This window comes from Amycolatopsis sp. cmx-11-51 (assembly GCF_047608665.1).
Lineage (GTDB): Bacteria > Actinomycetota > Actinomycetes > Mycobacteriales > Pseudonocardiaceae > Amycolatopsis.
The window spans coordinates 840,625-865,249 of sequence record NZ_JADNQO010000002.1; the positions used below are offsets into that span (position 1 = coordinate 840,625).

At 67.1% G+C, this 24,625-nt stretch carries 27 protein-coding genes and 1 pseudogene; 12 read left to right on the forward strand and 16 right to left on the reverse strand.

Annotated features, from left to right (window positions below; genetic code table 11):
- Positions 1 to 60: 60 nt before the first annotated feature.
- Entirely contained in the window at positions 61 to 525 is a 465-nt protein-coding gene (locus ACM6LU_RS12900) for a hypothetical protein (protein ID WP_414937852.1), read from the forward strand.
- Between the two features lie 218 nt (positions 526 to 743).
- Here the strand turns inward: ACM6LU_RS12900 and ACM6LU_RS12905 are convergent, their stop codons facing one another.
- The 3 genes from ACM6LU_RS12905 to ACM6LU_RS12915 form a co-directional block, all read right to left on the reverse strand.
- Positions 744 to 1,532, reverse strand: a complete 789-nt coding sequence (locus tag ACM6LU_RS12905; protein ID WP_414937853.1) for a SigB/SigF/SigG family RNA polymerase sigma factor — start codon at positions 1,530 to 1,532, stop codon at positions 744 to 746.
- Positions 1,529 to 1,981 carry an anti-sigma factor gene (locus ACM6LU_RS12910; RefSeq protein WP_414937854.1) on the reverse strand — a complete coding sequence of 151 codons (453 nt, stop codon included), beginning with the start codon at positions 1,979 to 1,981 and terminating at the stop codon, positions 1,529 to 1,531. The genes ACM6LU_RS12905 and ACM6LU_RS12910 overlap by 4 nt, the downstream gene beginning before the upstream one ends.
- A gap of 64 nt (positions 1,982 to 2,045) precedes the next feature.
- Positions 2,046 to 2,378 (reverse strand): plasmid stabilization protein, encoded by a 333-nt coding sequence (locus tag ACM6LU_RS12915; RefSeq protein ID WP_414937855.1) that lies wholly within the window; start codon positions 2,376 to 2,378, stop codon positions 2,046 to 2,048.
- A 109-nt stretch (positions 2,379 to 2,487) separates the two neighbouring features.
- Between ACM6LU_RS12915 and ACM6LU_RS12920 the strand changes: the two genes are divergently transcribed.
- Both ACM6LU_RS12920 and ACM6LU_RS12925 read left to right on the forward strand, forming a co-directional pair.
- A complete protein-coding gene (locus ACM6LU_RS12920) occupies positions 2,488 to 3,450 on the forward strand; it encodes a TIGR03557 family F420-dependent LLM class oxidoreductase (RefSeq protein ID WP_414937856.1) in 963 nt (320 codons plus the stop codon).
- Positions 3,451 to 3,524: 74 nt separating this feature from the next.
- Positions 3,525 to 3,818, forward strand: coding sequence for a hypothetical protein (locus ACM6LU_RS12925; RefSeq protein WP_414937857.1), 294 nt, complete (start codon positions 3,525 to 3,527; stop codon positions 3,816 to 3,818).
- A gap of 48 nt (positions 3,819 to 3,866) precedes the next feature.
- Here ACM6LU_RS12925 and ACM6LU_RS12930 read toward each other — a convergent pair whose 3' ends face one another.
- From ACM6LU_RS12930 to ACM6LU_RS12940, 3 genes are all read right to left on the reverse strand, one after another.
- Positions 3,867 to 4,091, reverse strand: a complete 225-nt coding sequence (locus ACM6LU_RS12930) for a helix-turn-helix domain-containing protein (RefSeq protein ID WP_414937858.1) — start codon at positions 4,089 to 4,091, stop codon at positions 3,867 to 3,869.
- On the reverse strand, positions 4,091 to 4,570 hold the full coding sequence (locus ACM6LU_RS12935) for a DUF2975 domain-containing protein (protein ID WP_414937859.1): 480 nt from the start codon (positions 4,568 to 4,570) through the stop codon (positions 4,091 to 4,093). Before ACM6LU_RS12935 ends, ACM6LU_RS12930 begins: the two co-directional genes overlap by 1 nt.
- Before the next feature lie 363 nt (positions 4,571 to 4,933).
- Complete coding sequence (locus ACM6LU_RS12940; protein ID WP_414937860.1) at positions 4,934 to 5,110, reverse strand: hypothetical protein; 177 nt, start codon at positions 5,108 to 5,110, stop codon at positions 4,934 to 4,936.
- A 330-nt stretch (positions 5,111 to 5,440) separates the two neighbouring features.
- Between ACM6LU_RS12940 and ACM6LU_RS12945 the strand changes: the two genes are divergently transcribed.
- On the forward strand, positions 5,441 to 5,848 hold the full coding sequence (locus ACM6LU_RS12945) for a VOC family protein (protein ID WP_414937861.1): 408 nt from the start codon (positions 5,441 to 5,443) through the stop codon (positions 5,846 to 5,848).
- Between the two features lie 144 nt (positions 5,849 to 5,992).
- Positions 5,993 to 6,355, forward strand: coding sequence for a hypothetical protein (locus ACM6LU_RS12950; RefSeq protein ID WP_414937862.1), 363 nt, complete (start codon positions 5,993 to 5,995; stop codon positions 6,353 to 6,355).
- An 8-nt stretch (positions 6,356 to 6,363) separates the two neighbouring features.
- On the opposite strand, the gene ACM6LU_RS12955 is transcribed toward ACM6LU_RS12950, so the two are convergent.
- The 3 genes from ACM6LU_RS12955 to ACM6LU_RS12965 form a co-directional block, all read right to left on the reverse strand.
- Positions 6,364 to 7,212, reverse strand: a complete 849-nt coding sequence (locus ACM6LU_RS12955) for an oxidoreductase (RefSeq protein ID WP_414937973.1) — start codon at positions 7,210 to 7,212, stop codon at positions 6,364 to 6,366.
- Between the two features lie 2 nt (positions 7,213 to 7,214).
- Complete coding sequence (locus ACM6LU_RS12960) at positions 7,215 to 7,808, reverse strand: TetR/AcrR family transcriptional regulator (RefSeq protein ID WP_414937863.1); 594 nt, start codon at positions 7,806 to 7,808, stop codon at positions 7,215 to 7,217.
- A 71-nt stretch (positions 7,809 to 7,879) separates the two neighbouring features.
- The gene (locus ACM6LU_RS12965; RefSeq protein WP_414937864.1) at positions 7,880 to 8,428 is read right to left on the reverse strand and encodes a dihydrofolate reductase family protein; all 549 of its coding nucleotides are present in this window, start codon (positions 8,426 to 8,428) and stop codon (positions 7,880 to 7,882) included.
- A gap of 92 nt (positions 8,429 to 8,520) precedes the next feature.
- Here ACM6LU_RS12965 and ACM6LU_RS12970 point away from each other — a divergent pair, with 92 nt between their 5' ends.
- The 4 genes from ACM6LU_RS12970 (at position 8,521) to ACM6LU_RS12985 (ending at position 14,121) form a co-directional block, all read left to right on the forward strand.
- Positions 8,521 to 9,006 carry a winged helix-turn-helix transcriptional regulator gene (locus ACM6LU_RS12970; protein ID WP_414937865.1) on the forward strand — a complete coding sequence of 162 codons (486 nt, stop codon included), beginning with the start codon at positions 8,521 to 8,523 and terminating at the stop codon, positions 9,004 to 9,006.
- 1,465 nt (positions 9,007 to 10,471) lie between these two features.
- A complete protein-coding gene (locus tag ACM6LU_RS12975) occupies positions 10,472 to 11,938 on the forward strand; it encodes an NB-ARC domain-containing protein (RefSeq protein ID WP_414937866.1) in 1,467 nt (488 codons plus the stop codon).
- A 237-nt stretch (positions 11,939 to 12,175) separates the two neighbouring features.
- A complete protein-coding gene (locus ACM6LU_RS12980) occupies positions 12,176 to 13,030 on the forward strand; it encodes an SDR family oxidoreductase (RefSeq protein ID WP_414937867.1) in 855 nt (284 codons plus the stop codon).
- A gap of 29 nt (positions 13,031 to 13,059) precedes the next feature.
- A complete protein-coding gene (locus ACM6LU_RS12985; protein ID WP_414937974.1) occupies positions 13,060 to 14,121 on the forward strand; it encodes an FUSC family protein in 1,062 nt (353 codons plus the stop codon).
- A 36-nt stretch (positions 14,122 to 14,157) separates the two neighbouring features.
- On the opposite strand, the gene ACM6LU_RS12990 is transcribed toward ACM6LU_RS12985, so the two are convergent.
- Positions 14,158 to 14,757, reverse strand: a complete 600-nt coding sequence (locus ACM6LU_RS12990; RefSeq protein WP_414937868.1) for a flavodoxin family protein — start codon at positions 14,755 to 14,757, stop codon at positions 14,158 to 14,160.
- Between the two features lie 140 nt (positions 14,758 to 14,897).
- Between ACM6LU_RS12990 and ACM6LU_RS12995 the strand changes: the two genes are divergently transcribed.
- Entirely contained in the window at positions 14,898 to 15,689 is a 792-nt protein-coding gene (locus ACM6LU_RS12995) for a polysaccharide pyruvyl transferase family protein (RefSeq protein ID WP_414937869.1), read from the forward strand.
- Positions 15,690 to 15,848: 159 nt separating this feature from the next.
- Here the strand turns inward: ACM6LU_RS12995 and ACM6LU_RS13000 are convergent, their stop codons facing one another.
- The 4 genes from ACM6LU_RS13000 to ACM6LU_RS13015 all read right to left on the reverse strand — a co-directional run bounded on the left by ACM6LU_RS13000 (position 15,849) and on the right by ACM6LU_RS13015 (position 19,339).
- Entirely contained in the window at positions 15,849 to 15,980 is a 132-nt protein-coding gene (locus ACM6LU_RS13000) for a hypothetical protein (RefSeq protein ID WP_414937870.1), read from the reverse strand.
- Positions 15,977 to 16,558 (reverse strand): iron-containing redox enzyme family protein, encoded by a 582-nt coding sequence (locus ACM6LU_RS13005; RefSeq protein ID WP_414937871.1) that lies wholly within the window; start codon positions 16,556 to 16,558, stop codon positions 15,977 to 15,979. The genes ACM6LU_RS13000 and ACM6LU_RS13005 overlap by 4 nt, the downstream gene beginning before the upstream one ends.
- A 238-nt stretch (positions 16,559 to 16,796) precedes the next feature.
- Complete coding sequence (locus ACM6LU_RS13010) at positions 16,797 to 17,825, reverse strand: carboxylate-amine ligase (RefSeq protein WP_414937873.1); 1,029 nt, start codon at positions 17,823 to 17,825, stop codon at positions 16,797 to 16,799.
- Complete coding sequence (locus ACM6LU_RS13015) at positions 17,822 to 19,339, reverse strand: FAD-dependent oxidoreductase (RefSeq protein WP_414937874.1); 1,518 nt, start codon at positions 19,337 to 19,339, stop codon at positions 17,822 to 17,824. Before ACM6LU_RS13015 ends, ACM6LU_RS13010 begins: the two co-directional genes overlap by 4 nt.
- 82 nt (positions 19,340 to 19,421) lie before the next feature.
- Between ACM6LU_RS13015 and ACM6LU_RS13020 the strand changes: the two genes are divergently transcribed.
- Together ACM6LU_RS13020 and ACM6LU_RS13025 are read left to right on the forward strand one after the other, a co-directional pair.
- Positions 19,422 to 20,720, forward strand: a complete 1,299-nt coding sequence (locus ACM6LU_RS13020; protein ID WP_414937875.1) for an ATP-grasp domain-containing protein — start codon at positions 19,422 to 19,424, stop codon at positions 20,718 to 20,720.
- Between the two features lie 3 nt (positions 20,721 to 20,723).
- A pseudogene (locus ACM6LU_RS13025) lies at positions 20,724 to 22,215 on the forward strand (CocE/NonD family hydrolase).
- 118 nt (positions 22,216 to 22,333) lie between these two features.
- Here ACM6LU_RS13025 and ACM6LU_RS13030 read toward each other — a convergent pair.
- Positions 22,334 to 23,404: a carboxylate-amine ligase gene (locus ACM6LU_RS13030; RefSeq protein WP_414937876.1), complete on the reverse strand. Its 1,071-nt coding sequence runs from the start codon at positions 23,402 to 23,404 to the stop codon at positions 22,334 to 22,336.
- A gap of 124 nt (positions 23,405 to 23,528) precedes the next feature.
- Positions 23,529 to 24,446 carry a universal stress protein gene (locus tag ACM6LU_RS13035; RefSeq protein WP_414937877.1) on the reverse strand — a complete coding sequence of 306 codons (918 nt, stop codon included), beginning with the start codon at positions 24,444 to 24,446 and terminating at the stop codon, positions 23,529 to 23,531.
- Positions 24,447 to 24,625 lie beyond the last annotated feature (179 nt).

Here is a 24,625-nt window from a genome sequence, read left to right on the forward strand (position 1 = left end):
TCCAGGGGAAGATCACGGGTGCTTCACGGGCGAGGTCCACAACGAAGGGAGCGTCCAGGCATGACTACCAACGCATACGTCGCCTTCCTCGTCATCGGGGTGGCGCTGGTCATGCTCGACGGCCTGATCATCTACCAGAGCGGCAAGCGCTACCTGCGAGGTTCATACGGCGATCCGGCCGCCGGCGCGTCCATGACGTCGCTCGTCACGGTGCTGTTCCACCTCGCGACACTGGGCGTGCTGGCACTGCTGTCGACCATCGACATGGGCGGCAGTGACCTGCCGGGTGTGGTGGGCAGGCTGGGCGTTCTGTTGCTGGTGCTGGCCATCGCCCACGCGGTCACGCTCGGCGTGCTTTCGCGGATCCGTGGCGAGCAGGAGGCCGAAGCGGTGATCAACCGCCCGAGGCAGCGTGTCGAGCCTGAACAGCAAGGCACCACGGTCACTCCGGTGCCCGGTCAGCAAGGCCGATACCCCACCGCGAGCCCGTCGATCGAGCAGCAGGCGCCGTACACGACGCCTTAACCCTTTGCGCGTGAAGACCCCCTTCTCTCAGCTGAGAGAAGGGGGTCTTCACGTGTGTCAGGCGGGCGAGCGGCGGTACAGGTCGGTCAGGCATGGGGCGCGGCCTGGTGACGATGTGGGAATCGGGACAGTGAACGTCCCCATTCCCACATCGTCAACCCTTGTGCAGGTTTGGGTAGGTGAGCCAAATGCGGGTCGGTCCCAACCTCACGACCGGCCTACTCCGAAAGCTTCCCTCGCAACTGCTCCAGCGTCTGCGAAAGAAGCCGCGAAACGTGCATCTGCGAGATGCCGACCCGCTCCGCGATCTGCGTCTGGGTGTAGCCCCCGAAAAACCGCATCACGAGGATCGCGCGCTCTCGCTTCGGGAGTTCCCGCAGGAGTGGTTGCAGCGCCTCGTGGGTCTCGACCAAGGCCATCTCGTGGTCCTCCTCGCCGATCGTGTCGGCGAGAGACAGGGCCTCGGTGGCATCATCGTGGACCGGTTTGTCGACCGACAACGTCTGGTACGCCTGACCGGCGAGCAGCCCTTCGCGCACCTCGTTCACCTCGAGTTCGAGGTACTCGGCGAGTTCGGTCGGCGTCGGCGCGCGGCCGAGGCGCTGGGACAACGCGGCCGTGCCCTGGCTGAGGGAAACGTGGAGTTCCTTGAGCCGCCTCGGTACCCGGACCGACCAGCCGGTGTCCCGGAAGTGCCGCCGGACCTCTCCCATGATCGTGGGTACGGCGAAGGAGAGGAAGTCGTGGCCGCGACCGGGATCGAAGCGGTCGACCGCGTTGATCAGCCCGATTCGCGCCACCTGCACCAGATCCTCGCGAGGTTCGCCACGCCCGGAGAACCGGGTGGCGATGTGCTCGGCGAGCGGCAGCAGTTCGGTGACCAACCGGGCGCGCAGGACCCGCCGGCGAGAGGAGTCTTCCGGCAGGGAGAACATCTCGTCGAACAGGGGCTGGCAATGGGCGTAGTCGTCCGCCTGGCGGGTGGTCGACCTGCGCTCGGCGTTCACCCGTCGCTCGTTCCCGGGGTCAGGACGAGCTCGATCGTCGTCATGCTCCCCGTTTCGCCGGAGATCGGCTCGCAGCGAGCCGTCACCGACCGCGTCAGGGTCGTCAGAACGTGCCATCCGAACGTCGTTTCGCTCGGGAGATGGGGTTCGGCCGTCCGAGTGGAGATCGAAACGGCTATCCCTTCCGGGATCTCGTGAAAGACGCAACACAGAGTGGCTCCCAGTTCTGCGGGCTGGACCAGTTGGGAACAGGCTTCGTCGACGGCCATCTTCGCGTCTGAAATGGCGTCCAAGCCGAAGTCCGCACGTGCCACCACACCGTGGGTGAGCGTGCGGACGAGGGGGATCTGCTCCGCCTCGGCGGGCAGGCGGAGTTCGACTCGATCGAGAAACCCGTCCTGTTCATGGGGGGTTTCGGGGGTGAGGCTGCCCCGTGCGTGTGAATCCATTGCGAGACCTATCCGTCCATGGCCGTGGGGCAACCGCGGTGGGGACCCTCCGCGGGACACTCGATCAACGGCCAAGGGCGCGCTGAAGCTCCTTTTTGGACATCTTCGACCTGCCCTCGATGTTGCGCTTCTTCGCATCGTTGTAGAGCTGGTCCTTGGTGGGTCCGTTCGGGCCCTGCCGGTTGCCGGACCGTTTGCCGCCTCGCCGCTGCGGGGACATGTCCTGAGTGGAGGTCCTGCTCGCCTCGCGCGACTCGCCGGACTGCGCGCGGTTCTTGTTCACCGTGCGCGCCGCGATCTCCTCCGCCCGGTCCGTGCTCGCTCCGCGGTCCTTCGCCGAACTCTTGATGTGCTTGTACTGTCGTTCGCGTTTGTCGCTCCAACTCTGCTGCGGCATGGCTGCTCCCTTCTCCTCAGCTCAGGTACCCCGATCGTTTCGCCGGATAAACCTCTGGTTGACACCCGAAACGGACGGGTATCCGGAGGTCAGACGTAAGGAGGCGCCGATGCGGATCGGCTACACGCTGATGACCGAACAAGCCGCACCGAAGGACCTGGTCGGACACGCCGCGGGGGCGGAGAAGGCCGGATTCGACTTCGAGGTGATGAGCGACCATTACTCCCCTTGGCTGGACGAGCAGGGCCATTCGCCGTACGCGTGGAGTGTGCTGGGAGCGGTCACCCAGAGCACCGAACGGGTCGAGCTGATGACGTTCGTGACCTGCCCCACCATGCGCTATCACCCGGCGGTCGTGGCGCAGAAGGCGGCGACGATCCAGGCACTGTCGGACGGCAGGTTCACCCTCGGGCTCGGGGCGGGGGAGAACCTCAACGAGCACGTCATCGGCCGGGGCTGGCCACCGGCGAACGTGCGGCACGAGATGCTCGCCGAGGCAGTCCAGATCATCGGCGGGTTGTTCGACGGCGGATACTTCAACTACGCCGGTGACCATTTCCGGGTGGACTCGGCGAAGCTGTGGGATCTGCCGGAGCGGCGTGTCCCGATCGCCGTCGCGGTGTCCGGGTCGCAGTCGGTGACCCGGTTCGCGCCGATCGCCGACGCGATGATCGCCGTGGAACCGAACGAGTCGCTGGGCAGGGAGTGGGACGCCACCAAACCCGGCCCGCCGTCCAGGAAGATCGCCCAGCTGCCGGTGTCCTGGGGCGAGGACCGTGACGCCGCGATCCGGCGGGCGCACGAGCAGTTCCGCTGGTTCGCCGGTGGCTGGAAGGTCAACGCCGAACTGCCGGGGCCCGCGGGGTTCGCCGGGGCCACCCAGTTCGTCAAACCCGCGGACGTCGCGGCGGCCATCCCCTGCGGGCCGGACGTCGATCAGATCGTGAAGCAGGCCGGCGAGTTCGAGGCGGCCGGTTTCACCGACCTCGCCCTGATCCAGATCGGCGGCGACCAGCAAGAGGGCTTCCTCCGTTTCGCGGAGGAGACGCTGCTCCCGGCGTTGCGCGGCTGATTCACACGGACGGGGACACCTGTGTGCAAGCTGGCGAACGTGGGTACTAGAGGGCCTTCCCGAAAGGGGAACTGATGAGGAACGAACTCGGGCTCCACCCGGTCCCCGACCTGCCGCCAGGTGGCCAGGACTCGCCGGAGCAGGAAACGATCCGTCGTAAGGCCGCCCTCGTCGTGGCTTCGCGGGCGACGAGCGCCGGAGACTACGCGACACTGCTGGACATGCTCGGCCTGCACGACGGGTGGCCGCAGCTCCGAAGTGGCTTGAGTCAGCGGGCGTCGTGCGATCCGCTCCGCGCGGCCGCGGGTGGTGCAGCAGGTCCGGACGGACCGACGCCGGTTCGGCGCGCGGTCATGGGCGGCACGTGACGATCCCGGCTCGTCTCATGACCGAACCGCGGCCGTGAGGCGACTCTTTCACGACACGACGGGGGACTCTTCGTCGATCCATTCGAGCAGGTCGCCGGGCTGGCACCGGAGTACCCGGCACATGGCTTCCAGGGTGCTGAACCGGACGGCCTTGGCGCGGCCGTTCTTCAGCACCGCCACGTTCGCCGGGGTGAGCCCGACGAGTTCCGCGAACTCGCCGACACTCATCTTGCGCTTGGCCAGTTCGACGTCGATGCGGACGACGATCGGCATCAGATCACCTGTTCCAGGTCGGATCGCAGAATGGTGGCCTGCCGCAGCAGCGTGCGCAGCACGATGATCAGAAGGCACAGCACGGCGACGCCGATCACCGCGAGGAACAACAGGAGCGGGAGCCCCGGGTCGTCGGCGTTGAAGCCGACGTAGAGGAACACACCCGCGAGCACGACCCAGCCGGAGAGGATCGCCCACACGATGGCGTCCACCCACCTCAGGGACGCCTCGGTGAAGATCCGGTCCTTCTTGACCAGGGTGAGCAGTTGCCAGGTGGCGACGACCACGACCTGCACGCAGAGCACCCAGAAGATCGACACTGCTGTCGCGGGCCAGCGCAGATAAGCCATGTCGGGGTCCTGCCGCGCCATATGCGCGAACTGGCCGGGCAGGGACATGGTCTGGAAGAGGACCAGGACCCCGAACAGCAACACGAGGAACACTCTGAGGGGCGCGACCGCCCGTTGCGCTGTGATCATGCATCGAGTTTCGCGTGCAATCTATCGAAAGTCAATCGGTAGCTATCGAGTATTGACCCTTTCGTTGAGTTTCGTCGTTCTGGGCGCGGGGTGTAGGGCGCCTTCCCCGCATGCCATACGGGGAAGGCGCCCTACGCGTGGCGAGGTGGTGGCGAATCGGCTCCCCCGTCAGGTCTGCGACGAGGCGAGGCCTCGTGGGCGTTAAGGGGCGTACCGGGATGGTGAGGTGGGAAAGAGTCGAGTGGGGAAGATTGGGGACGTTGAACGTCCCCAATCTTCCCCACTCGGCTGGGCTGGGGTGGGATGGCCTTGCTGGTCAGGCGTGGGTAGGTCACTAAGAGTCGCTCTAACGCGACTTGCCGCTCACGAGACCCTTGTGCCGGGCTGGCCGTCATGGTCCCGATGTGAGCGGGCGTAGGAGATCGCGCCGTCCAGTAGCGCGTGCGACGCCCTTCCGGTGATGCCGGACCGGACGACCAAGCAGATCACCGTCCGTGCCGGAACGTCGTCGATGGGCGGCATCGTGCGGGAGTGCGTCATGCGGTACAGGTTCGCCCGTGACACCGGCCCGCACCAGCTGACCGGGGCGGCGCTGGGTCCGCCGGGCAACCGGCAGAAGTCCGCGGGTTTCGCCGAACCGGTCGGCTGTCGCGGAACGGATTCGAAGCGCGGGCATGTGTCGACATCGAAGCGGCATTCATGGCACCGCCACGTCGGCTATCGGAGCGCGTTCGGGAAATCGCTCACCGCATTCGGTGAACGGGGTCGAATTTTCGTTGCGCGAAGGAATTCACCCGGCCGTAGTCCGGTCGTTGTCGCGTTCGGCGGCGTCTGCCAGGATGCTCGTGACTCGACTCGAAGGAGTGTCCAGTGGCTTCCCGTCTCAATCCCTACATCAGCTTCGCCGGCGACGCCCGGCAAGCCATGGAATTCTACAAGTCGGTGTTCGGCGGAGAACTGACGCTGAACACGTTCGGCGAGTCCGGTATGGCGGGTTCGCCGGTGGAAAACCAGATCATGCACAGCCAGCTCGATTCGCCGAGTGGCTACACGATCATGGCGTCGGACACGCCACCGGGAATGGAACACGATCCCGGCACCAACCTGTCGGTCAGTCTCAGCGGTGACGACGGTGAGGAATTGCGCGGATACTGGGAGAAACTCTCCGACGGCGGCACCGTCTCGGTTCCTTTCGAAAAGCAGATGTGGGGTGACGAATTCGGTGCCTGCACCGACAGGTTCGGTATCTCGTGGATGGTGAATGTCGTCCAGGCCTAGAGTCTTCCGGCCCGGCGTGATCCGTGCCGAAGCTCCCGACTTCCGGGGACTTGCGGCTCCGATCGCGGGAAATCCGAGACGCCGCCGGTGAAATCGCCGATCTCCTCTGGTGAGGATTCGGCGGTTCCACCGGAAGGCCAAGATATGAACAGGATGATCACGGCACTGCTGGTTTCGGCGGGTGCCGTCGTTTCCGTTGCGGCACTGGGTGGTTGCGGGACGCGGACCGCCGGGACACCGGTCACCGTGGTGCGGGAGATCGTGCCGCCGTCGACGACCACCGCGGTCGTCGCACCACCACCCACTTCGGTGGTCGTGGTGGAGCCGCCGGTGACCGTCACTCGGGCACCCGTGGCGCCGAGTCCTACTTCGTGTCAGCGTCTGTTCGCCGAGGGGTACTCGTTCACCTACGCGTTCAACGCCTGGGTGACCGCGGGACGCCCGTTGAGCTGGGACGCCGATCGCGACGGGTACCCGTGCGAGCAGTCTTACGGGAACCGGAACTGAACCGGACGTCAGTTCGACGCGATCTGGTGGCCGTCCGGGAAGTCGGTGGAGCGTGACAGCTCTTCCCACGCACGCAGGTCCTGTTCGACCGCCGAGCGGCCGGCCGCGACCAGTCGCAGCGCGTCCGAGCCCAATACCAGGTGCACAGGAGGATTCTTCGCCTCCAAGACTCGCAAGACGGCCTCGGCGGCCATGGCCGGATCGCCCAGCTGGTTGCCACTCGCCGCCTGTCGCGCCGCACGGATCGGCTCGAACAGCTTGTCGTAGTCCTGGATGGACCGTTCGGTGCGGACCATCGATCGGCCCGCCCAGTCCGTGCGGAACGACCCGGGTTCGATGATCGTCACGTGCACGCCGAAGTCCGCGACTTCCTTGGCGACGGTCTCCAGAATGCCCTCCACGGCGTACTTGCTGCCGCAGTAGTAGGCCAACCCCGGCACGGTCATCAGTCCGCCCATGGAGCTGACCGCGAACACGTGCCCGGCGCGGCGGTTCCGCATGTGCGGCAGTACCGCGTGGACAGTGGCGGCCACACCGAACACGTTGACGGCGAACTGTGCTCGCAGCTCCGAAAGCGGTGACTCCTCGAACACGCCCTCGTGCCCGTAGCCGGCGTTCGCGATGAGCACGTCGATCGGTCCGACCCGCGTCTCGATCTCCTCCACGACGGAGTACACCGCGTCGTCGTCGGTAACATCCAGCCGTCGCGCGTGCGAGCGCCCCGGCGCGAGCGCTTCGAACGCCGCGAGGTCGTCGTCGCGGCGGACCGTGCCGACGACCGTGTGCCCGGCGTCGAGGGCTCCTTGGGCGAAAGCCCGGCCGAGGCCGCCGCTGACACCGGTGATCAGGAATAGCATGGTCACTCTCCAGGTAGGACGCGGCACCAGATCTCGACCATCGTCTCGGTCATCCGAGCCAGGCCGCCGGGTTGTGTTGACGCGTGGTAGAAGTTGCGTTCGGTCATCCAGCAGAGCGCGCCGGCGAGCGACGCCGCACCGGCCGGACCGTCCTCATCGGACAGGCCGGCCGCGACGAGGACGCGGGCCATGGCCTCGGTGTTGTTGATGATGGTGGCGTGCCACAGCCGGGCGATCTCGGGCACTTCGGCGCTGAACTCGACCGCCGCTCGCATCACGGTTCCGTGCTCACGCCATGCGTCGGCCGTGAGCTCCACGGCCCTTCGCACGATGTCGCGCGCGGGCGGGCCGACGTCGATGGACCGGTCGTCCATGTGCAACCGGGCGACGGTGCGTGCGACCAGTGCGGCGAGGACCTCTTGTTTCGATCCGAAGTAGAAGTACAGCGAGCCGCGGGAGAGTCCGGCGCCCTTGGCGATCGACTCGACGGTCATCGGCTCGGTGCGCTCCCGTTCGAGCAAGGTCTCGGCGGCGTCCAGGATCGCCTGTTCTCGTTGGTCGCCTTTGCTCGGTGCGTCACGACGCTTCGCTGTCACAAGGTCACTATGACACAGTGCAGAGAAAAATCTGCACAATGTCGAAAATATTCTGCGTGACGTAGAACTCTCTAGATGGGCTTGAAGCGGACGTCGACTTCGGCGAACGGGTCCACTTTGCCGAGTCCGTGGAGGCGGATCGGCGTGCCGCCCGGGTTGTCGTACAGCCGGATGCCGTCACCGAGCAGGACCGGTGCGATGTGCAGGTCGATCTCGTCGATCAACCCGAGTTGGAGCAGCTGGCGGCCGATGTTCGGCGAGAACACTTCGAGGTTCTTCCCGCCTGCCGCCTCCAGTGCGATCCGCACCGCTTCGGCCGGGCCGCAGTTCAGGAAGGTGACTCCCTCGGTGGGTGTCGCGTCTTCGGGATGGCTGGTAAGGACGAAGAGCGGCCCTTGCCAGTCGCCGCCGTAGATACCGTTGGGATCGGGGTAGGCGTCCCAACCGTCGCGGCCGCCGAGGATCGCGCCAGTGGTCGTCGCGTACTCGGTGACCAGGCCCGGCCGGGACGTGGTGCCCGCCATCCAGTCCATGCTGTGACCTGGGCCCGCGACGAAGCCGTCCAGGGACATCGTGAAGTGCCAGAGCACCTTTCCGTTCGCGGTCTGTGGTTCGAGCATCCCGCCTCCTGCTGCTTGCGTTGTGCAATCGGTTTGCTCACCGTAGAGTGGGCGATGGTAGTTTGCAACCACTTCTTCCGGAGGTGAGGCGCATGGCGGAACCCGCTCGCTCGGGCTGCCCGATCAACGCCGCGATCGAGGCATTCGGCGACAGCTGGAGCCTGCTCGTGCTGCGGGACATCATGTTCGGCACCCGGCGCTATTTCCGCGAACTGCTCGCCGGATCCGAAGAAGGGATCGCGTCCAACATCCTGGCCGACCGGCTGAAACGGCTGGTCAAGGCCGGTCTGCTGACCCGTGAGGACGTCGGTCCCGGGAAGCGGGCCGCGTACAGCCTGACCGAGGCGTCGATCCAGCTGGTGCCCGTGTTCGCCCAGCTCGGTTCGTGGGGTTTGACCCACCGCCCGACCACGAAGCGTCTGAAGGTGCGGGCCGAACTGCTGGCCGCGGGCGGGCCGGAACTGTGGGCGGAGTTCATGACCGAACTGCGGGCCGTCCATCTCGGCGAGCGGGCGCCGGACCGGGACGGGTCCGGTGTGCTGGAGCGACTCGCCACCGCCTACGAAGCCACCCTCTGATCGCAGCCCCCGCAAGTAGTCGGCTACTTGCGGTCGCCTCAGTGTGACCGCAGCTGCCTTTACTGCGTCGCTGGCCCGGCGTAGGGAGCGGTGTGCCACGGCCTCGCGCCCTGGGTGTCCTCGGCTCAGTCGAGGAAGCTTGACCTTCGCATCCGGCGCGACCCGTCCCGAATGCCGTGAAGGCCTCCTTACCTGCTCTCAAGGTAGGGAAAGAGGCCTTCACGACCCAAGCTTCACTGCACGGCAACCCGGGGAGTGCGGATTTGTCCAGAAACTGCCTTTCCGATCGCCCGAAGGAGAATTCACGCGACCGAAAAGGGTAGTCGAAAGGGCTGAACGGCTCACTGCGAAAGGCGTGGGTCAGCTCGGGTCCTTTTCGAGGTATTCCGCCCAAGCGATCAGCTCTCGTAACTCTTCGTAATCAAGCGCGGACAGTCGGACGCGAACCCGCTGATAGCGCATATCGGAGAAAATCGGCACCCTGAACTTATCCGGCTAGCCTCCCGCGAGTGCTTCCCGCTCCTATATGGGATAGCTGAATCCCAGTACGGTTTCGTCAGCGAGAGTGAAAGGAACACGATTCGCCCTACGCGGAGCTTCGCCGGGTCCCGTACCGTCGCCTCGTAGGCGCGGGGCAGCTCCGAAGCAATCCGTCTGACGTCATCCCGGTTACCATTTTTCCACTACTCTCCACTGTTCGTTCCCCGGTCACCCGTGGCGCCCCATAGTGAAGGCGACGTGAAAGTATTCGTCGAAAATCTTGGCCAGTGACACGGGCCTGCCCACGGGGGTGGGGATCTCGTCCCCGCCTCCGCGATCACCGCCGCGGCCTGGGCGTGACCGAGTCTTGCGGCACGATCATGTTGGGCCGCAATGGATACAGTGCCTTGGCAGCCGCGGTCGAGCCGAGCGTACGCCGACTGAGACGACGACACCCGAGAGGTCCGCGTGCGCCTTCACGGCCGTGTCGATGCCCGCGTCCGTCAGGTGGACGAGGTCGACGGACGGCAGGCTGGTGCCCCAGGTCTTCCGCCAGGTCCGGACCCCGTCGTCGGAGGGGGCGGGCTCGCCTTCCCGCGGGTACCGGATACGGCATCCCCAGGAGTTCAATCAGCGAAGAAGAATTGTGCGGCCTGTGACAGGTCGATCGCGGAGAGCCCTCTTTGATCGGACGCAGTTTTGTTGAGTCGAGGCCATGACGTGTCGGCATTCGTGAAGCCGTTGAACACTTCGGCGGCGGCAGTCGCAGAGCGGAGAGAGGGGGAGCGGTCAGACATGTGAGAACCCTATCCGGTGCCGCCAAGGGGGTTAATTTCCGCGTCCTTCTATTGGACTTTGCACATTGAGTCACCTATTTGTATCTGCTGCAAGCCTCATTGGTCCTTTAGTGTTGTGACTACGAAGGCCGCAAAGGATGTCGGTCACGCAGCGCGATCGCGTTGCCTCATCCAGGGGAGGAGAAGGCATGGGCAGACCCGAGAGACCGTTGGACGGCTCCGCTGGTCCGATCGCCGCATTCGCTCATGATCTGCGGGTATTACGGAACCGGGCGGGGAACCGGAGCTACCGGGAACTCGCCAGGACGGCGCTGTTCGCGCCGTCCGTGCTGTCCAGCGCGGCCAGCGGCCACCGGCTGCCCACTCTCGCCGTGACACTGGCGTTCGTTGCCGCGTGCGGCGGCGACCGCGCGGCGTGGGAACGGCGTTGGCGGAGTCTCGCCGGGCAAACGGGCGGTGGCGTCGAGGGGCGCGAGGAACGTGCTCCCGCACCACCGCCTGCCGAGATGCCGATGGACGGCGCGCACGTGCTGGCATCCGGGGTCGTCCATCTCGCCCGTCCGGCCCAGCTGCCCATGGGGTCGAGGACTTTCGTCGGCAGGGAGCGGGACCTCGCCGACGCCGCCGAGATGATCGGGGCGACCGGCCCGGTCAAAGTGCCGCTGCTCATCAGTGGTCCGATCGGGGTAGGTAAAACCGCCTTCGCGTTGCGGCTCGCCGAAAGGGTCGCCGCCGACTTCCCGGACGGGCAGCTTCACGCCGACCTGAGCAACAACGGAACCGGTGGCCGCTCGGCCAACGGGATCGTGCGCGGCTTCCTGCGCGCACTCGGCGTGCCGGCGCATCTCGTGCCCGACGACCCGATGCAGCGCATCGGCCTGTACCGATCCCTCCTGGCGGAACGCCGGTTGTTCGTGCTCCTCGCGGGGGTCAGCGACGAGGGGCAGGTGCGGCCGTTGCTCGGCCAGGCGCCGCACAGTCAGGTCGTGGTGACCAGCCGCGCCCGGCTGCTCGGACTGGAGGACACGAACCGTGTCGAGCTGGATACGTTCACCCGCAAGGAATCGCTAACGTTGATCGGCCGGATCGCCGGTCCGAGCCGGGTCCGTGCGGAACACAGCGCCACCGACACGATCGCCGATCTGTGCGGTGACCTTCCGCTGGCGATCAACATCGTCGGCCGCAAGATCGCCGCGCGTCCGGAATGGACGGTCGCGTACACGGCGGGTCAGCTCGCCGACCGCGAACGGTTCATGGACAGCCTCTGTGTGGGTGACGTCAACGTCCGGGATCGGTTCACCTCGGCGTACGAACATCTTTCGCCTGCCGGGCGTGAAGTCATCCACCACTTCGGACAGAGCGGGGCGGGCTGGACGACATCGATCGGTGTCGCCGCCGCGATGGGCATCATGATCGAGACCGCCGACGAGCTTCTCGAATCCGTCGTGGACGCCGGGCTTCTTCAGCGTGCCAACGTCGCCGGACGCTACGCGGTCTCTCGTTTGGTCAGCGCGTTCGCCGCCGAACGGCAGCGGGAGCCGAACCCGTTCGCCGCCGCGGTCCCGATAGCGGGGCGCCGGGCGCGGAAGCACGCCTTCGAGTCGCTGCGCCACAAGGCCGTGCGCACCCTGCCGGGTAGCTCGTCCGAAGGGTGATCGTTCGAGCCGCGCGGTCCTTCCGGTCAATGGACCGCGCGGCTCGAATGAGTCGACGACGGCGAACTGCGCGTGCGGCCGGTATGCATCCGGCGGACGCTGCGGACGATCCGGTACCGGAGGGTGGCCGCGGACCGCCGGACATGGGTACCGGAAGGGGTCTTTCGGTACCCATGTTCAGAGGCGCGTTCACCCGGGTACCCATGGCGCGGAAAGCACCCGATCCGAGGAGTACCGATGGCAGACAGGTTGAGGCCGCCGCAGCAGCAGGACCCGCCGGGCGTGACGTCGAAAATGGACCCGCCTCCCCGTGACTCCATGGAGGACTACGAAGGCCGTGACCTGCTGGGCGGTAAACGCGCCTTGATCACCGGCGGTGACTCCGGCATCGGCCGCGCGGTCGCCATCGCCTTCGCGAAGGAAGGCGCCGACGTCGCGATCGCTTACCTCAACGAGCACGAGGACGCGAAGTACACCGAGGGGCGCGTCCGGGCGGAGGGGCGCGAGTGCCTCCTCCTGCCCGGCGACCTGGCCGAGCCGGCACAGTGCCGCGAGATCGTGGACCGGACCGTGAGTGCGCTCGGCGGGCTCGACATCCTAGTCAACAACATCGCCACGCAGTGGCCGGTCGACTCGCCGGAAGAACTCACCGACGAGCAGTGGACTCATACCTTCGACGTGAACATCCACAGCTTCTTCCGGGTGACCAACGCCGCGTTGCCGCATCTGGGGAGGGGCGCGGCGATCATCAACACCGGCTCGGTGAACGGCTTGCGGGGCAACAAATCCCTCATCGACTACTCCGCGACCAAGGGCGCCGTGCATGCCTGGACCTACGCCATGGCGCTGTCGCTGGCCGATCGGGGCGTCCGGATCAACTGTGTCGCGCCGGGCCCCGTGTGGACACCGTTGATCCCGTCGACGTTCCCGCCAGAGAAGGTCGAGAAGTTCGGCCTTCAGGTCCCGTTCGAGCGGGCGGCCCACCCCGACGACCTCGCGCCTTCGTACGTCTTCCTGGCGTCCAACAGGCTCTCTTCGTACTACAGCGGCGAGGTCATCGCGGCGCTCGGCGGGGAGACGACACCCGGATGAGTGGTCGTGTCCGGGACGTCGACCGGGGAATGATGAACACGCGAAGCCGGTGGGTTTCGCCGTTCGCCTGGCTCGGCAGGGTGGTCCGGGTCCACGGGGAGGAACGGCGAAATCTCATCCAGACCGCGAAGGCCGCGGCGGCGGCAGTGATCGCCTGGATCGTCGCGACCTCGGTCCTTGAGCTGCCGCAACCTTTTCTGGCGCCGTACGCGGCCGTGTTCCTGGTGCAGGCCACCGTTTACCGGTCCGTGCGCGGCTGGGCACAGCAGGTCGGCGCGGTCACCGCGGGAGTGCTGCTGGCGGCGGGCGCCGGCCAGGTGATCCCGTCCGTGACGGTGGCTCTCGGCCTGGTCGTCTTCGCCGGGTTGCTGATCGGCACGTGGCGAGGGTTCGGTGATTCGGGCGTCTGGGTCGGGATCACCGGCATGCTGCTGATCTCCTACGGCAACGCGACCGAACCCGTCCTGCTCGCCGACCGGTTGCTGGAGACCGCGCTGGGCGCGGCGATCGGCGTGGTGCTGAACGCGGTCATCTTGCCGCCACTGCACGGAGAACGACTGGGGACGGCGACATCCCGGCTCGTGTCGGCGATCGAGGACGTCCTCAAAGAGACCGCCACTCTGGTCCGCGGCGGCGAGCCACCCGAAGCGCCGGACTCCCTGCACGAGCGACTGCGCGACGTCCGCAGTCTGGTCGCGGAGGCGGAGGAGGCGATCGGCTGGACGAGGGAGGGCCGCTACCTGAATCTTCGCCGCCGGCGTGAGACACGGGAAGAGCCGCTGGCGAACCTCATTTCGCTGTGGCCGCCGCTCGCCCAGCTGATCGACGCGGTCAGCGAAACCGCCCAGAGCGGGCAGCCGTTCCGGCATCCTGGCATGTACGCGCGCGGGGTGGTCGGCGACCTGCTCGAAGCGCTCGCCGAGACGGTCCGTTCGGGCGACCCGGACAAGCTCGATCAATGCCGCAAACTCGTCGAAGAGATCGATCACCTGCTCGTCACCCCCACCAACGAGGTCACCACGTCGATCGGACTCGGGGCGATGGCGTTGCCCGCCCGCCGTCTTGTCCAGCGGCTGGATGCCGATTCGTAAATGTGGCCTACCCGCCGAATTACGCGTCGTGTCCGATCACGACGCGGGATATTGCTTCTCTTTCAGCAGCTTCGCGAGGTGGACGGCATTGCGGGCGACCGTCGAGTTGGTCGATTCGACCGCTTCCGGCGTTTCGTCGAGGTCGTTGTAGTCGCCGCCCTTCATCGCCTCACCGTTCCAATAGGTCCCGCCCTGGGCGGGCACGGTGAAACCGGTGTCGCTGAGCGCCTGGAACAGGTCCGCGGTGACCTTGTGCGCACCGTCCTCGTTGCCGACCACGGCGGTGATCCCGACCTTGCCGAACATGCCGGGCCTGCCCTCGTCATCCGTTTCGGACAATTCCGCGTCGAGTCGTTCCAGCACCCGTTGCGCCACGCTGGACATGTGACCGACCCAAGTCGGGGTCGAGAGCAGCAGGATGTCCGCGGCCACGATCTTTCGGCGGATCTCCGGCCAGGCGTCGCCGTCGCCCATATCGGCTTCGACCCCGGGTTTGACGTCGTGGTCGACGACCCGCACCAATTCACCGGTGACACCGCGTTCCGTCATTTTGTCGAGCACCTGTTGGGCGATCAGAGCACTGCTCGATGCCGATGGCGAAGGTTTGAGCGAGCAAACGAGAGCGAGAGCCTTCATACCGACGGTCTACCCGGACGGCAATTCGAGGAAACCCGTGTGAATCGGGCGAAGCCGGGTACGCGTGAGATATGCGAGCTTTGGTAATCGGATGGGCGAGTTTCCGTCACGGTAAGGCGACTCCGGTGGACGTGCTCGGGATGCGAAGGGTCGATGCCGCGCTGTCACTGGCGGAGGTGCCGCATGAGCTGGCGTGGGGGCCGTCTCATCGGCAGCAGGGCCTGAACTACGAGGAGGTGGATCCGGCGAGGTACAGCCATGTCGTGTTCGTCTCCGGTGCCGCGCGGGGCAGGCAGGTACGCGAGGTGCACCGGCGCTTCGCGCACTGTCATCGGATCGCCGTCGGGGTATCGGTGACCGATCCCGATGATGACGCGGTCACCGGGTTCGATCAGGTGCTGGCCCGCGACCACCAGGGGATCGCCACCCCGGACCTCTCGATCGACGCCAAGACGGACGAGGTGCTGGTGGCGGGCCTGATCCTCGAGCCGGAACCTACCGCCGTCCGGTCCAGCGTGACGAGGTGGCTCACCGGAATCGACTGCGGGCGGGTGCCCCTCGACCCGAGCCTGACGTCTTCGGACTGGGCGCGTTGTGCGACGCCCGACCAGTTCACGTCGATCCTGTCGCATCTGGACGTGGTGGTCACGACCCGGCTGGACGGCCTGGTGCTGGGGTTGCGGGCGGGTGTTCCCGTTTTGGCGGTGGACCCCGTCGTCGGCGGCGGCACCCTGACGGCGCAGGCCGACGCGCTCGGCTGGCCGGCACTCGTCCCCGCCGAAGAGGCTGGACGAGGGGAGAACCTCGATTCCTGGTGGCGCTGGTGCTCTTCGGTGCAGGGGCGGGCGGTCGCGGCGCTGCGCGCGCTGCCGTCGGACAACGGCTTGATGCGGGACATGGTGAAGGTGTTCGAGGCCGGTCCCGTCCGGTGAGGCTTCGCCCGCACGCTCATCGCTTCGCCAAGTGCACCGAGGCGATGAGGAGTACGCCGCCGCAAGAACGACGCGGCCGCACGTTCGTTCACCGGCATTACCCCAGCCGGGCGGATATCCCGTGACACCACGAAACACCCGCCCGGCCCAGGGCCGGGATCAGCCGGACTGAGGGTCGGTGTCGTCGTGGGGATCGCCGGAAGAGGTACCTTGCTCGCCTCGGGTCTCCTGCCGGTCCTCTTCGTCCTGTTGGTCGCTGTTGTGCTTCGGGTCGTCATGGTGGTTCGTCATCGATGCCTCCTTTGCCGGTCGACTACCCGTTCCCCGGCGAAGTAACCCCTGACGCGCGGGTCATTGTGGACGTCCGGCACCACGAGGCCGGGGCAGCCGGAAGGATCAACGGTGAATCGGAGACCCCATGACCGCGAACAGCAAGAGGACACGGGTGCGGACCGAACCCCGCGGTCCGATGCTGGTAGAGGGCTGGTCGAGCCGCTCACGGCAGCGGCCGGATGAGTGAGGGACTCCCCGGCCGTCCAGGACCGCATGAGGTGTCCGGACAGCCGGTCCTCCAGCAGGTCGCCGCCGACGTCGTGCCGGAGCGCCTGTTCGTGCACCGCGTCGGCCTCGATGTGCTCGGTGTAGAAGTACCGGCATGCCGCCGCTCCGCCGAGCCGTTCCCAAGCTTGGCCCATGCGACGGGCGGCGGGCACGGTGGTGATCTCGGCGACGGCGAAATGCCCGACGAGCGCGCCGCGCGGGCTCCGGTGCAGGGCGAACAGCGACATCATGTTCACCGTCGCGAGTTTGCGGGCCGGGACATGATCGAGGCAGGCGCGGTAGCCGTCGGACAGGCCCGCCGCGGTCAACAGCTCCGCGAACAGCCGGGAATGCGCCTGCTCGGCCCGGCCACCTCCGAATAGACGTGCAGCGCGAGCTGCAGATCTTCGCCGAAGGGGTCCGCGCGTGCCGCCGCTTCGAGGTCGAAGCCGTTGCGGCGTTCGCCTGTTAGGGCGTCGATTGCGGGGCGGAGAGCGAGCCACGGGTCCGAGGTAGTGCGGCGGCCACCGTACGGTCGATCGTCGTCATGCGAACTGAGTACCCGATCTAGGCGACCGGAACCGTTTCTCCGGTGAGCATCCGCAGGACCGCGATATCGCCGTCGACGGCGGCCCGGCGCTGTCGTGCCGCCCCGGTGCCCTCGTTCTCGAGCCGTCCGAGCAGGGTACGCACCAACGCGAGGTCGCCGGTGTCCTCCAGTGCCGGGGCGGTGCGCGCGAGCAGGGAAGCGTTCCTGTCGGCGACCGGGACCTGCTTGCCGGCCACCGGGTCGACGGCCGGGCCCGACAGGCCGTACCGCGCGGCCGACCACACCGCCGCGGCGGCGATCTGCGGATCCAGCGGTTCGGCCGGAACACCGCGGTCCAGATCGTCGAGCGCGGTACGCACCAGCGCGCGGGTCAGCAGGGCCTGTAGCACCGCTTCGTCCACAGTGGACGCGGTATCGGCCACGCGTACCTCGACCGCCGTCCGGCGCGAGGAGGGACGCGCGAACCAGAACGTCCGGTTTTCGTCCGCGAGTACCCCGCAGTCCACGAGACGACCGACCTGCCGGTCGTAGTCGGCGGCGTCGGTGAAGTAGGGCGGGAGGTCCGAACCGGGGAATCGGCTCCGCTCCATCGTCCGCCAGCTGTCGTAGCCGGTGTCGTGACCGCGGTGGAACGGAGAGTTGCCGGACAGGGCCAGCAGCGTGGGCAGCCAGGGCACCAGGTGGTTCACGACGGCGACCGCGACCTCGCGATCGGGCACACCGACGTGCACCTGACATCCGCAGTCCTCGTCCGTTTCGCCGAGCAAGGGAGTGCCGGAGGCGATGATGGCACAATCCTCCCCGGCCGCCGCCTCGGCGAGGGTGCGCCGCCCGGCGATCAGCTGCCGGTACAGCTCATCCGCTGTGTCGCAGACGCCGGTGGTGGCCAGGATCTGCGTCGGCCGCGGTTCGCGGCGCACGGCGGCGCCTTCAGGCAGCGGACAGCAGACACCGTGCCGCGCGAGCACCACTTCGGCGCGCGGACAGCTCACCCCGGTTCTCGGGTCGACCAGCAGGAATTCCTCTTCGACGCCGATTCCGGTCATCGCCGCTCCCGCTTCTTCGGCAGCGGGCGCACGGCCGGTCCTTGAAGCACCGATCCGTCCACGCCGAACCGGGAACCGTGGCAAGGGCAGTCCCAGGTCTTCTCCGCGTTGTTGAACGCGACCAGGCAGCCGAGGTGGGTGCAATGGGCGCCGACGGCGTGCAGTTCGCCGTCCGGATCGCGGTAAGCGGCGACGAGTTCGCCGCCGTCACGGGTCACCTTGGCCTCGTCGAGCGCGAGTTCCGCCAAGGACGCGGGCTTGCGCAACGCGCTGAGATGGTCACCCACCAAGAACTTCGCGACCGTCGCGCTGTTCTCGACGGTGCTGATCGCGGAACCGAGGTCGAAGCGGTTCGGGTCGTACAGGCTCGCCGCGGGGTTGTCCCGGCCGGTCAGCAGATCCGCCAGCAGGAACCCGGCCGCGGTGCCGCCCGTCATACCCCACTGCCCGAAGCCGGTGGCGACCCAGAGATGGCGGCTCGCCGGGTGATACCGCCCGACGTACGGCACCGAGTCCAAAGTGGACAGGTCGTGGGCGGACCAGCGGTGGGTCGCCCTTGGCATCCCGGCGTGCGCACTCGCCCAGCCGGCCAGCCGTTCGTAGCGGCTCTCGACGTCGACCGAGTCACCGACGCGGTAGTGCTCGCCACCCGCGACCGCGTACGGGACGCCGTCGTTGAGGTAGCCGCGGACCGAATGGTGCGTGTCGGCGTCGAGGAACATCCCGTCCGGCGACCGGCCGCCCTCGACGGGACCGGCGACCACGAGGTCCCGCACCGGCTCGAGCCGGGCGAAGAACAGGCCGCGGTCCAGCATCGGGTAATGGGTCGCCACCACCACCTCGGCCGCCCGCACGTCGCCGGAACTGGTGCGCACCTTGGTGCCGCCGAGTTCGTCGACGCCCTCCGCGCGGACGCCCTCCATGATCGTGCCGCCCGCGCGTTCGATCTCGTCGGCCAGGCCGAGAAGCCACCGACGGGGGTGGAAATGGGCCTGCGCGGCGAATTTGACCGCTCCGACCGCCGCCACGGCGAGATCGACGTCGGCGACGAAGGAGGCGGGAAGACCGGCTTCGGCGGCTGCTTCCGCTTCTCGTTCAAGGCTTTCCAACGTTTCAGGCTTGGTCGTGTACACGAAGCTGTCGGCGCGGGTGAAACCGCACTCGATGCCGAGTTCAGTGGCGGTTGTCGCGATCCATTCCAGGGCCGCGGCTTGGGTGTAGGCGTACATCGCGGCGGCTTCGACGCCTTTGGTCTTGGCGAGCGAGGCGTACTTGACCCCGTGCTGCGTGCTGATCTTCGCCGTGGTGTGCCCGGACACCCCTGCCGCCAGGCGGCCTGCTTCCAGGACCAGTACCGATCGCCCCGCCTTCGCCAGCCGGTAGGCCGTGGTGAGTCCCGCGATCCCGCCGCCCAGGACGGCGACGTCGGTCTCCCGCGGTAGCGGCGTGCCGGTGCGATCGGAAGCGGGGGCGGTGTCGAGCCACAGGGAACGTATGCCGGGCAACTCGGTCATGACTGCGGGTTCCCGGACGACAACGTGGGCAAACCAGTGTCGTTCGAGTTTTCTGTTTCACTCGAACGGGTAGGTCTCGCTCATGAACACATCCTCCAGGTCCCCAGAGGAAAAGAACATCTTCGTGATCGGGCTCGACGAGAGCAACGAAGAAGTGATGAGGCGGCTCCCCGGCGCGGACCGGTATCGCTTCCATCCGTTGCTGTCGCCCGAAGAACTCCAGCAGGGCGAGATCCAAATCGTCGAGCTCATGGAAAAGGCGCAGTCGCATTTGGACGCTTTCGATGGGCCGATCGACGCAATCGTCAGCTATTGGGATTTCCCCTCTTCGGCGATGGTGGCGATGTTGTGTGAGAAGTACGGTCTCCCCGGCGTTTCGCTCGAGGCCGTGCTGAAGTGCGAGCACAAATACTGGAGCAGACTCGAACAGGCGAAGGTGATCGACGAGCTGCCGCCGTTCGGCATCGTCGATCTGGAGCAGGACGAGCCTCGGCCACCTGATGGCGTCGATTACCCCATGTGGCTCAAGCCGGTGAAGTCGTTTTCGTCGGAACTGGCCTTCCACGTCGCCGATGAGAGTGAGTTCGAGAAGGCCGTCGCCGAGATCCGGGCCGGCGTCGAGCGGGTCGGTCTGCCCTTGGATCACGTCCTCGGGAAGGTCGCGCTTCCCGCCGAAGTGGCCGACACCGGAGGAGCCGCGTGCCTCGCGGAGGGCGAACTCACCGGTGTGCAGGCCGCGACCGAGGGTTACGTCCACAAGGGACAGGTGACGGTTTACGGCGTTCTCGATTCGATCAACTATCCCGACTCCGCCTGCTTTCTGAGACATCAGTATCCGTCGCAGCTGCCCGACGACGCGGTCGAGCGGATGAAGGAGATCTCGGTCCGGGTGATGGAGGGGATCGGTTTCGACAACGCCACCTTCAGCATCGAGTTCTTCTGCCATCCCGAATCCGGTCAGGCCTGCCTGCTGGAGATCAGTCCGCGGCACTCGCAGTCCCACGCCGAGCTGTTCGAGTACGTCGACGGGGTGGCGAACCATCACATCATGGTGCGGCTGGGACTCGGTGAGGATCCCGGCGGACGGCGGAACAGGGGTGACTACCAGGTCGCGGCCAAGTGGTACCACCGCCGGTTCCGTGACGCCCTGGTCACCCGCGTGCCCACCAGGGGTGAGATCGCGGACCTGGAGGCGGAGATCCCCGGCGTGAAGATCGAAGTGGTGCCGGCGAAGGGAACGCGGCTCTCGGACATGCCGGCGCAGGACAGCTACAGCTACGAACTCGCGCACATCCTCGTCGCCGCGCAGACCCAGCGGGAGATGGAACACAAATACCGCCAGTGCACCGAAGCGCTACGGTTCGACTTCGAGGAGGAATAGCCTATGCGGACGGTGGCTTCGCTGCCGTACGAGATCACGGAGTCCGACCACGTCTGGATCCCGGTCTCCGACGGTATCCGGCTGTCGGCCAGGATCTGGCGGCCGGTCGCTTCGGACGGCGAGCCGGTCCCGGCGATCCTGGAGTACATCCCGTACCGGCACCGTGACCTCACCTCGGTGCGGGACTCCGTGCCTGGAACGAGAGCAGCAGGACGCGGAAGAGGTGCTCGAGTGGATCGCGGGGCAGCCGTGGTGCACCGGCCGCACGGGGATGATGGGGATTTCCTGGGGCGGATTCGCCGCCCTGCAAGTGGCCGCGCGCAAACCGCCGAGCCTGACACTGGTTGAAGGACGCCGAGAACGGCGTCATGGACGGGCCGATGCTGCGGACGTGGATGCAGGACAGTGTGCCGCCGTCGACGTCGTACGAGGACCGGCCCGGCCGGTTGGTCGGCGAGCCGTCCTGGCCGTCGCCGCACGCCCACCCCTCGGTGCACCGGCTCGCGCGGTACCGGATCGCCCGGCCGGACGAGGAGGTCCGGGAAGAACGGCTGTCGGTGGAGTCGCCGCTCTCGGTCGGCCAGTTCGCGGGCAAGTGGGCCTCGTACAGCGCTCCACCCGACCTGCCTTACGACCAGCGGGAGGAGGACGGCGGGTCACTCGTCTTCGACACCGACGAACTCACCGAGCCGTGCGAGATCCTCGGTTCGCCGGTGGTGGATCTGGAGGTTTCGGCGGACAAGCCGGTGGCGCAGGTCGCCGTCCGGCTGTCCGATGTCGCCCCGGACGGCCGGGCAACGCGAGTGACCTGCGGACTGCTGAACCTGACCCACCGGGACGGGCACGACGACCCGGAGCCGCTGGAACCGGGTAAGCCGTACCGGGTGCGCGTCGAACTCAACGCCGTCGCGCAGGCCTTCCCCGCCGGGCACCGGATCCGGTTGTCGATCTCCTCGTCGTACTGGCCGCTGGCGTGGCCACCGCCGGAACCGGCGATGGTGACCGTCCACACCGGTCGGAGCACGCTCACGCTGCCGGTGCGTCCGACGGCCGAGGCCGAGGAGGTGTCGGCGCGGCCGTTCGACGAACCCGAAGGTACGGAACCATTGCCTTGACCCAGGTCGAACCCGGCGAGGTGCGCTGGACGGTGTCCCGCGACCTGATCGAGTACCGGTCCGCGCTCGAGATCGTGAAGAACGCGGGCAAGGTCCGGTTCGAGGACATCGCGCTCGACGTGACCAGGGACGTGTTCGAGCGCTACTCGTGGGTGGCGGACGACTTCTGTTCCCCGGTGGCGGAAACGGAGTGGTCGATGACGTTCGCCCGCGACGAGTGGGAAGCCAGGAGTGAGACCCGCACCCGGGTGTCGTGCACACCGACGGAGTTCGTCATCGACGCCCGGTTCGATGGCTACGAAGGCGAGCGACGGGTCTTTTCCCGCAACTGGCATCGGACGACTCCCCGCGATCAGGTTTGGCGTCGGGTGATCGGGTAACCGGAGGCGGCGATCGGTCCAGCGAGGCTGTACGTCCGCCGGTCGCGAGGTGGACCGGCGGACGTACAGCCTCGGCGGAGCAGGAACGCCGGCACGTCGGTCACCGAAACCAAGCGGCTCAGCGGATGAGCATCTCCACGACATCCTCCGGGGACTTCCGCTCCGAGAACTTGGCCCGTTGCCGATCCGCCCCGTTCCCGTGTTCGAACAACCGGGCGCAGCCGTCGCGGACGAAGTCCAGATCGCCGGTCGTCTCCAGCGCGGCCGCGGCGAAGGCCACGACATCGCCGACAACCTCGTGCGCGGGCATGAGATCGCCGGTGCGCGGATGCGGGCACCGGCCCGAAAGTCCTTCCCGGGAGGCGCGCCAGAGATGGGCGCGCAGTACCTCGTTGGACAAAGACGGGGCAGGCCCGTCGTCGAGGATCGTGGTGACGAGTCCCCGGACCAGGATGCCGAGCAGCACCGCCTCGTCCGGCGTCGCGGCCACATCGGAAAACCGGAACTCGACCGTCGGCTGGCCCTCGGAAAGCCTTACGTCCCAATAAACCATTTGACGGTCGAGGATCGCTCCCGCGCGCAGCCAGGCGTCCACGATGCTCTCGTAGTGGTCCAGCGACGTGAACTCGGGCGGCGGCCCTGCCGACGGCCACCTGGTCCACTGTTGATATCGCCAGCTGCTGTAACCGGTGTCGACGCCGTCGGAGATCGCCGAGTTCGCGGTGAGCGTCAGCAAGGCTGGCAGCCACGGCCGGATTCGCGAGATCAGCCGGACACCCGTTTCCCGGTCCGGGATCGCGATGTGGATGTGGCAGCCGCAGGTGATCGTGGTGCGCGCGGTGGCACCGAAGTGTTCGGCGATCCGCTCGTAGCGAGGATTCGGGGTGATGTGCGGGAAGCCGGTTTCGATCAGCAGCGGACTCCCGCAGGGGAGCAGATGGCAGCCGCGCTGAGCCGCGGCTTCGGTGAGTTCGGCCCGGAGAGCTTTCAGCTGCCCCAACGCTTCATCCCTGGTACGGCAGATCGCGGTCGCGGATTCCACCTGTGACCGGGTCAGTTCGTGTTGCAGTTCGCCTTCAGCCTCTTCGGCGGAATCAACGACCATGTTGCCGCTCTGGGAGAGATGTCCTGCGGGGTCTACGACGAAGAATTCTTCTTCGATGCCGAAAGTGAGGTCGTCATCGTTCACGAACAGGGGTTACCCCGGTTCGGTATCGGCAAACCTGTTTTCTGAAACCGTTTTCGGGTATCACCGGGCGTGGACCGTCTGTTCGACGGTATGACCGCTCCGCTGGACGGCTGAGCTGGATCCGCTAAGACCGCACCACCGCGACCGGGCAATGCGCGTGGTGGAGCGCGTCGTCACTGACCGAGCCCAGCAGCAGGCGGCGAAGGCTGCCATGGTCACTTCGGCCCAGCACCAGCAATGCGGCTTCGCTGGACTGCACGGTCAGCGCCTGAGAAGTCGGCCCGACGCCGTGCACGATCTCGACGGGCACGTCGGGATAACGCTCCCGCCATGGCTTCAGTTGCCGGGCGACGAGTTCGTCGACGACCTCCTGGGGGAGCGGCGGTGCCGGATCCAGCACCGGGCCGCCGAGCAGCGGCTCGCTCATCGGCCCCCAAGCGGAAAGCCGTGCGGCATGGACCGCGTGCACGGCCAGGCCATGCCTCGACGCGAAATCGAACGCGAACCCGGCCGCCTGGGCGCTCTGGTCCGTGCAGTCGGTCCCGAAGATCACCGGCCCGTCCTGAGGAGGCTCTTCGCCGCGGACGACAACCACCGGGCGGCCGGCGTGCTGGGTGACCTCCGCTTCGGTCGAGCCGGTCACGGCGCGGGTGAACACCCCGGTGTGGGATTCGCCCAGTACGATCATCGACGCGTCCGTCCCGTCGGCGACCGACGTCAGGACCTCGTCCGGGGTACCGCCTTGTACGACGGTCCGGACGTCGAGATCCGGGTCGGTGCGCTGCAACGTTTCGGCCATGGACTCGAGTTGCCGCCGTGCTGGTTCCGCGTCGTCGGTCGCCTCGGGAACCAGTTCGGTGAGCGGCGCGGCGACAGGGTCGGAACCCGTCGGTGGCAAGCGATCCCTCGTGCAGTACGCGAGCACCAGGCCTCGCCCTCGGGTTTTCGCCTCGGCCGCCGCCCAGCGGACGGCGCGGCCGGACTCCGGGGAGCCGTCGAATCCGGTCACCACGGGACCGGTTCCAGTCTGTGCAGGGGACATCGATCATCACCTCCGACAGGGGAGTGGTACCCGTTCCCCATGATTTTCAAGCGTCTGCTTGGTGACGTGTCACAACGACGCCTGGGGTAAGTCTGGGAAATTCCCCACGCCCGTGTCCGGCCCTCGCCCGCAAGATGTGAGGACGTATTACCGGGCGGTAACAACGACGACGTTGGAGG

Bases quoted from the DNA above. Each gene is read 5' to 3' on its own strand.
- ACM6LU_RS12930 (WP_414937858.1), bottom strand. From the start codon at position 4,091: ATGCCGATCGTCGTCCGCATCGACGTCGAACTGGCCAAGCGCAAGATG.
- ACM6LU_RS12920 (WP_414937856.1), top strand. From the start codon at position 2,488: ATGCGGATCGGCTACACGCTGATGACCGAACAAGCCGCACCGAAGGAC.
- ACM6LU_RS12955 (WP_414937973.1), bottom strand. From the start codon at position 7,212: ATGCTATTCCTGATCACCGGTGTCAGCGGCGGCCTCGGCCGGGCTTTC.
- ACM6LU_RS12990 (WP_414937868.1), bottom strand. From the start codon at position 14,757: ATGAAGGCTCTCGCTCTCGTTTGCTCGCTCAAACCTTCGCCATCGGCA.
- ACM6LU_RS12970 (WP_414937865.1), top strand. From the start codon at position 8,521: ATGGCGGAACCCGCTCGCTCGGGCTGCCCGATCAACGCCGCGATCGAG.
- ACM6LU_RS13020 (WP_414937875.1), top strand. From the start codon at position 19,422: ATGAACACATCCTCCAGGTCCCCAGAGGAAAAGAACATCTTCGTGATC.
- ACM6LU_RS12985 (WP_414937974.1), top strand. From the start codon at position 13,060: ATGATGAACACGCGAAGCCGGTGGGTTTCGCCGTTCGCCTGGCTCGGC.
- ACM6LU_RS12910 (WP_414937854.1), bottom strand. From the start codon at position 1,981: ATGGATTCACACGCACGGGGCAGCCTCACCCCCGAAACCCCCCATGAA.
- ACM6LU_RS12950 (WP_414937862.1), top strand. From the start codon at position 5,993: ATGAACAGGATGATCACGGCACTGCTGGTTTCGGCGGGTGCCGTCGTT.
- ACM6LU_RS12915 (WP_414937855.1), bottom strand. From the start codon at position 2,378: ATGCCGCAGCAGAGTTGGAGCGACAAACGCGAACGACAGTACAAGCAC.
- ACM6LU_RS12925 (WP_414937857.1), top strand. From the start codon at position 3,525: ATGAGGAACGAACTCGGGCTCCACCCGGTCCCCGACCTGCCGCCAGGT.
- ACM6LU_RS12935 (WP_414937859.1), bottom strand. From the start codon at position 4,570: ATGATCACAGCGCAACGGGCGGTCGCGCCCCTCAGAGTGTTCCTCGTG.
- ACM6LU_RS12980 (WP_414937867.1), top strand. From the start codon at position 12,176: ATGGCAGACAGGTTGAGGCCGCCGCAGCAGCAGGACCCGCCGGGCGTG.
- ACM6LU_RS12965 (WP_414937864.1), bottom strand. From the start codon at position 8,428: ATGCTCGAACCACAGACCGCGAACGGAAAGGTGCTCTGGCACTTCACG.
- ACM6LU_RS12940 (WP_414937860.1), bottom strand. From the start codon at position 5,110: ATGACGCACTCCCGCACGATGCCGCCCATCGACGACGTTCCGGCACGG.
- ACM6LU_RS12975 (WP_414937866.1), top strand. From the start codon at position 10,472: ATGGGCAGACCCGAGAGACCGTTGGACGGCTCCGCTGGTCCGATCGCC.
- ACM6LU_RS13035 (WP_414937877.1), bottom strand. From the start codon at position 24,446: ATGTCCCCTGCACAGACTGGAACCGGTCCCGTGGTGACCGGATTCGAC.
- ACM6LU_RS13015 (WP_414937874.1), bottom strand. From the start codon at position 19,339: ATGACCGAGTTGCCCGGCATACGTTCCCTGTGGCTCGACACCGCCCCC.
- ACM6LU_RS12995 (WP_414937869.1), top strand. From the start codon at position 14,898: ATGCGAAGGGTCGATGCCGCGCTGTCACTGGCGGAGGTGCCGCATGAG.
- ACM6LU_RS13000 (WP_414937870.1), bottom strand. From the start codon at position 15,980: ATGACGAACCACCATGACGACCCGAAGCACAACAGCGACCAACAGGAC.
- ACM6LU_RS13010 (WP_414937873.1), bottom strand. From the start codon at position 17,825: ATGACCGGAATCGGCGTCGAAGAGGAATTCCTGCTGGTCGACCCGAGA.
- ACM6LU_RS12900 (WP_414937852.1), top strand. From the start codon at position 61: ATGACTACCAACGCATACGTCGCCTTCCTCGTCATCGGGGTGGCGCTG.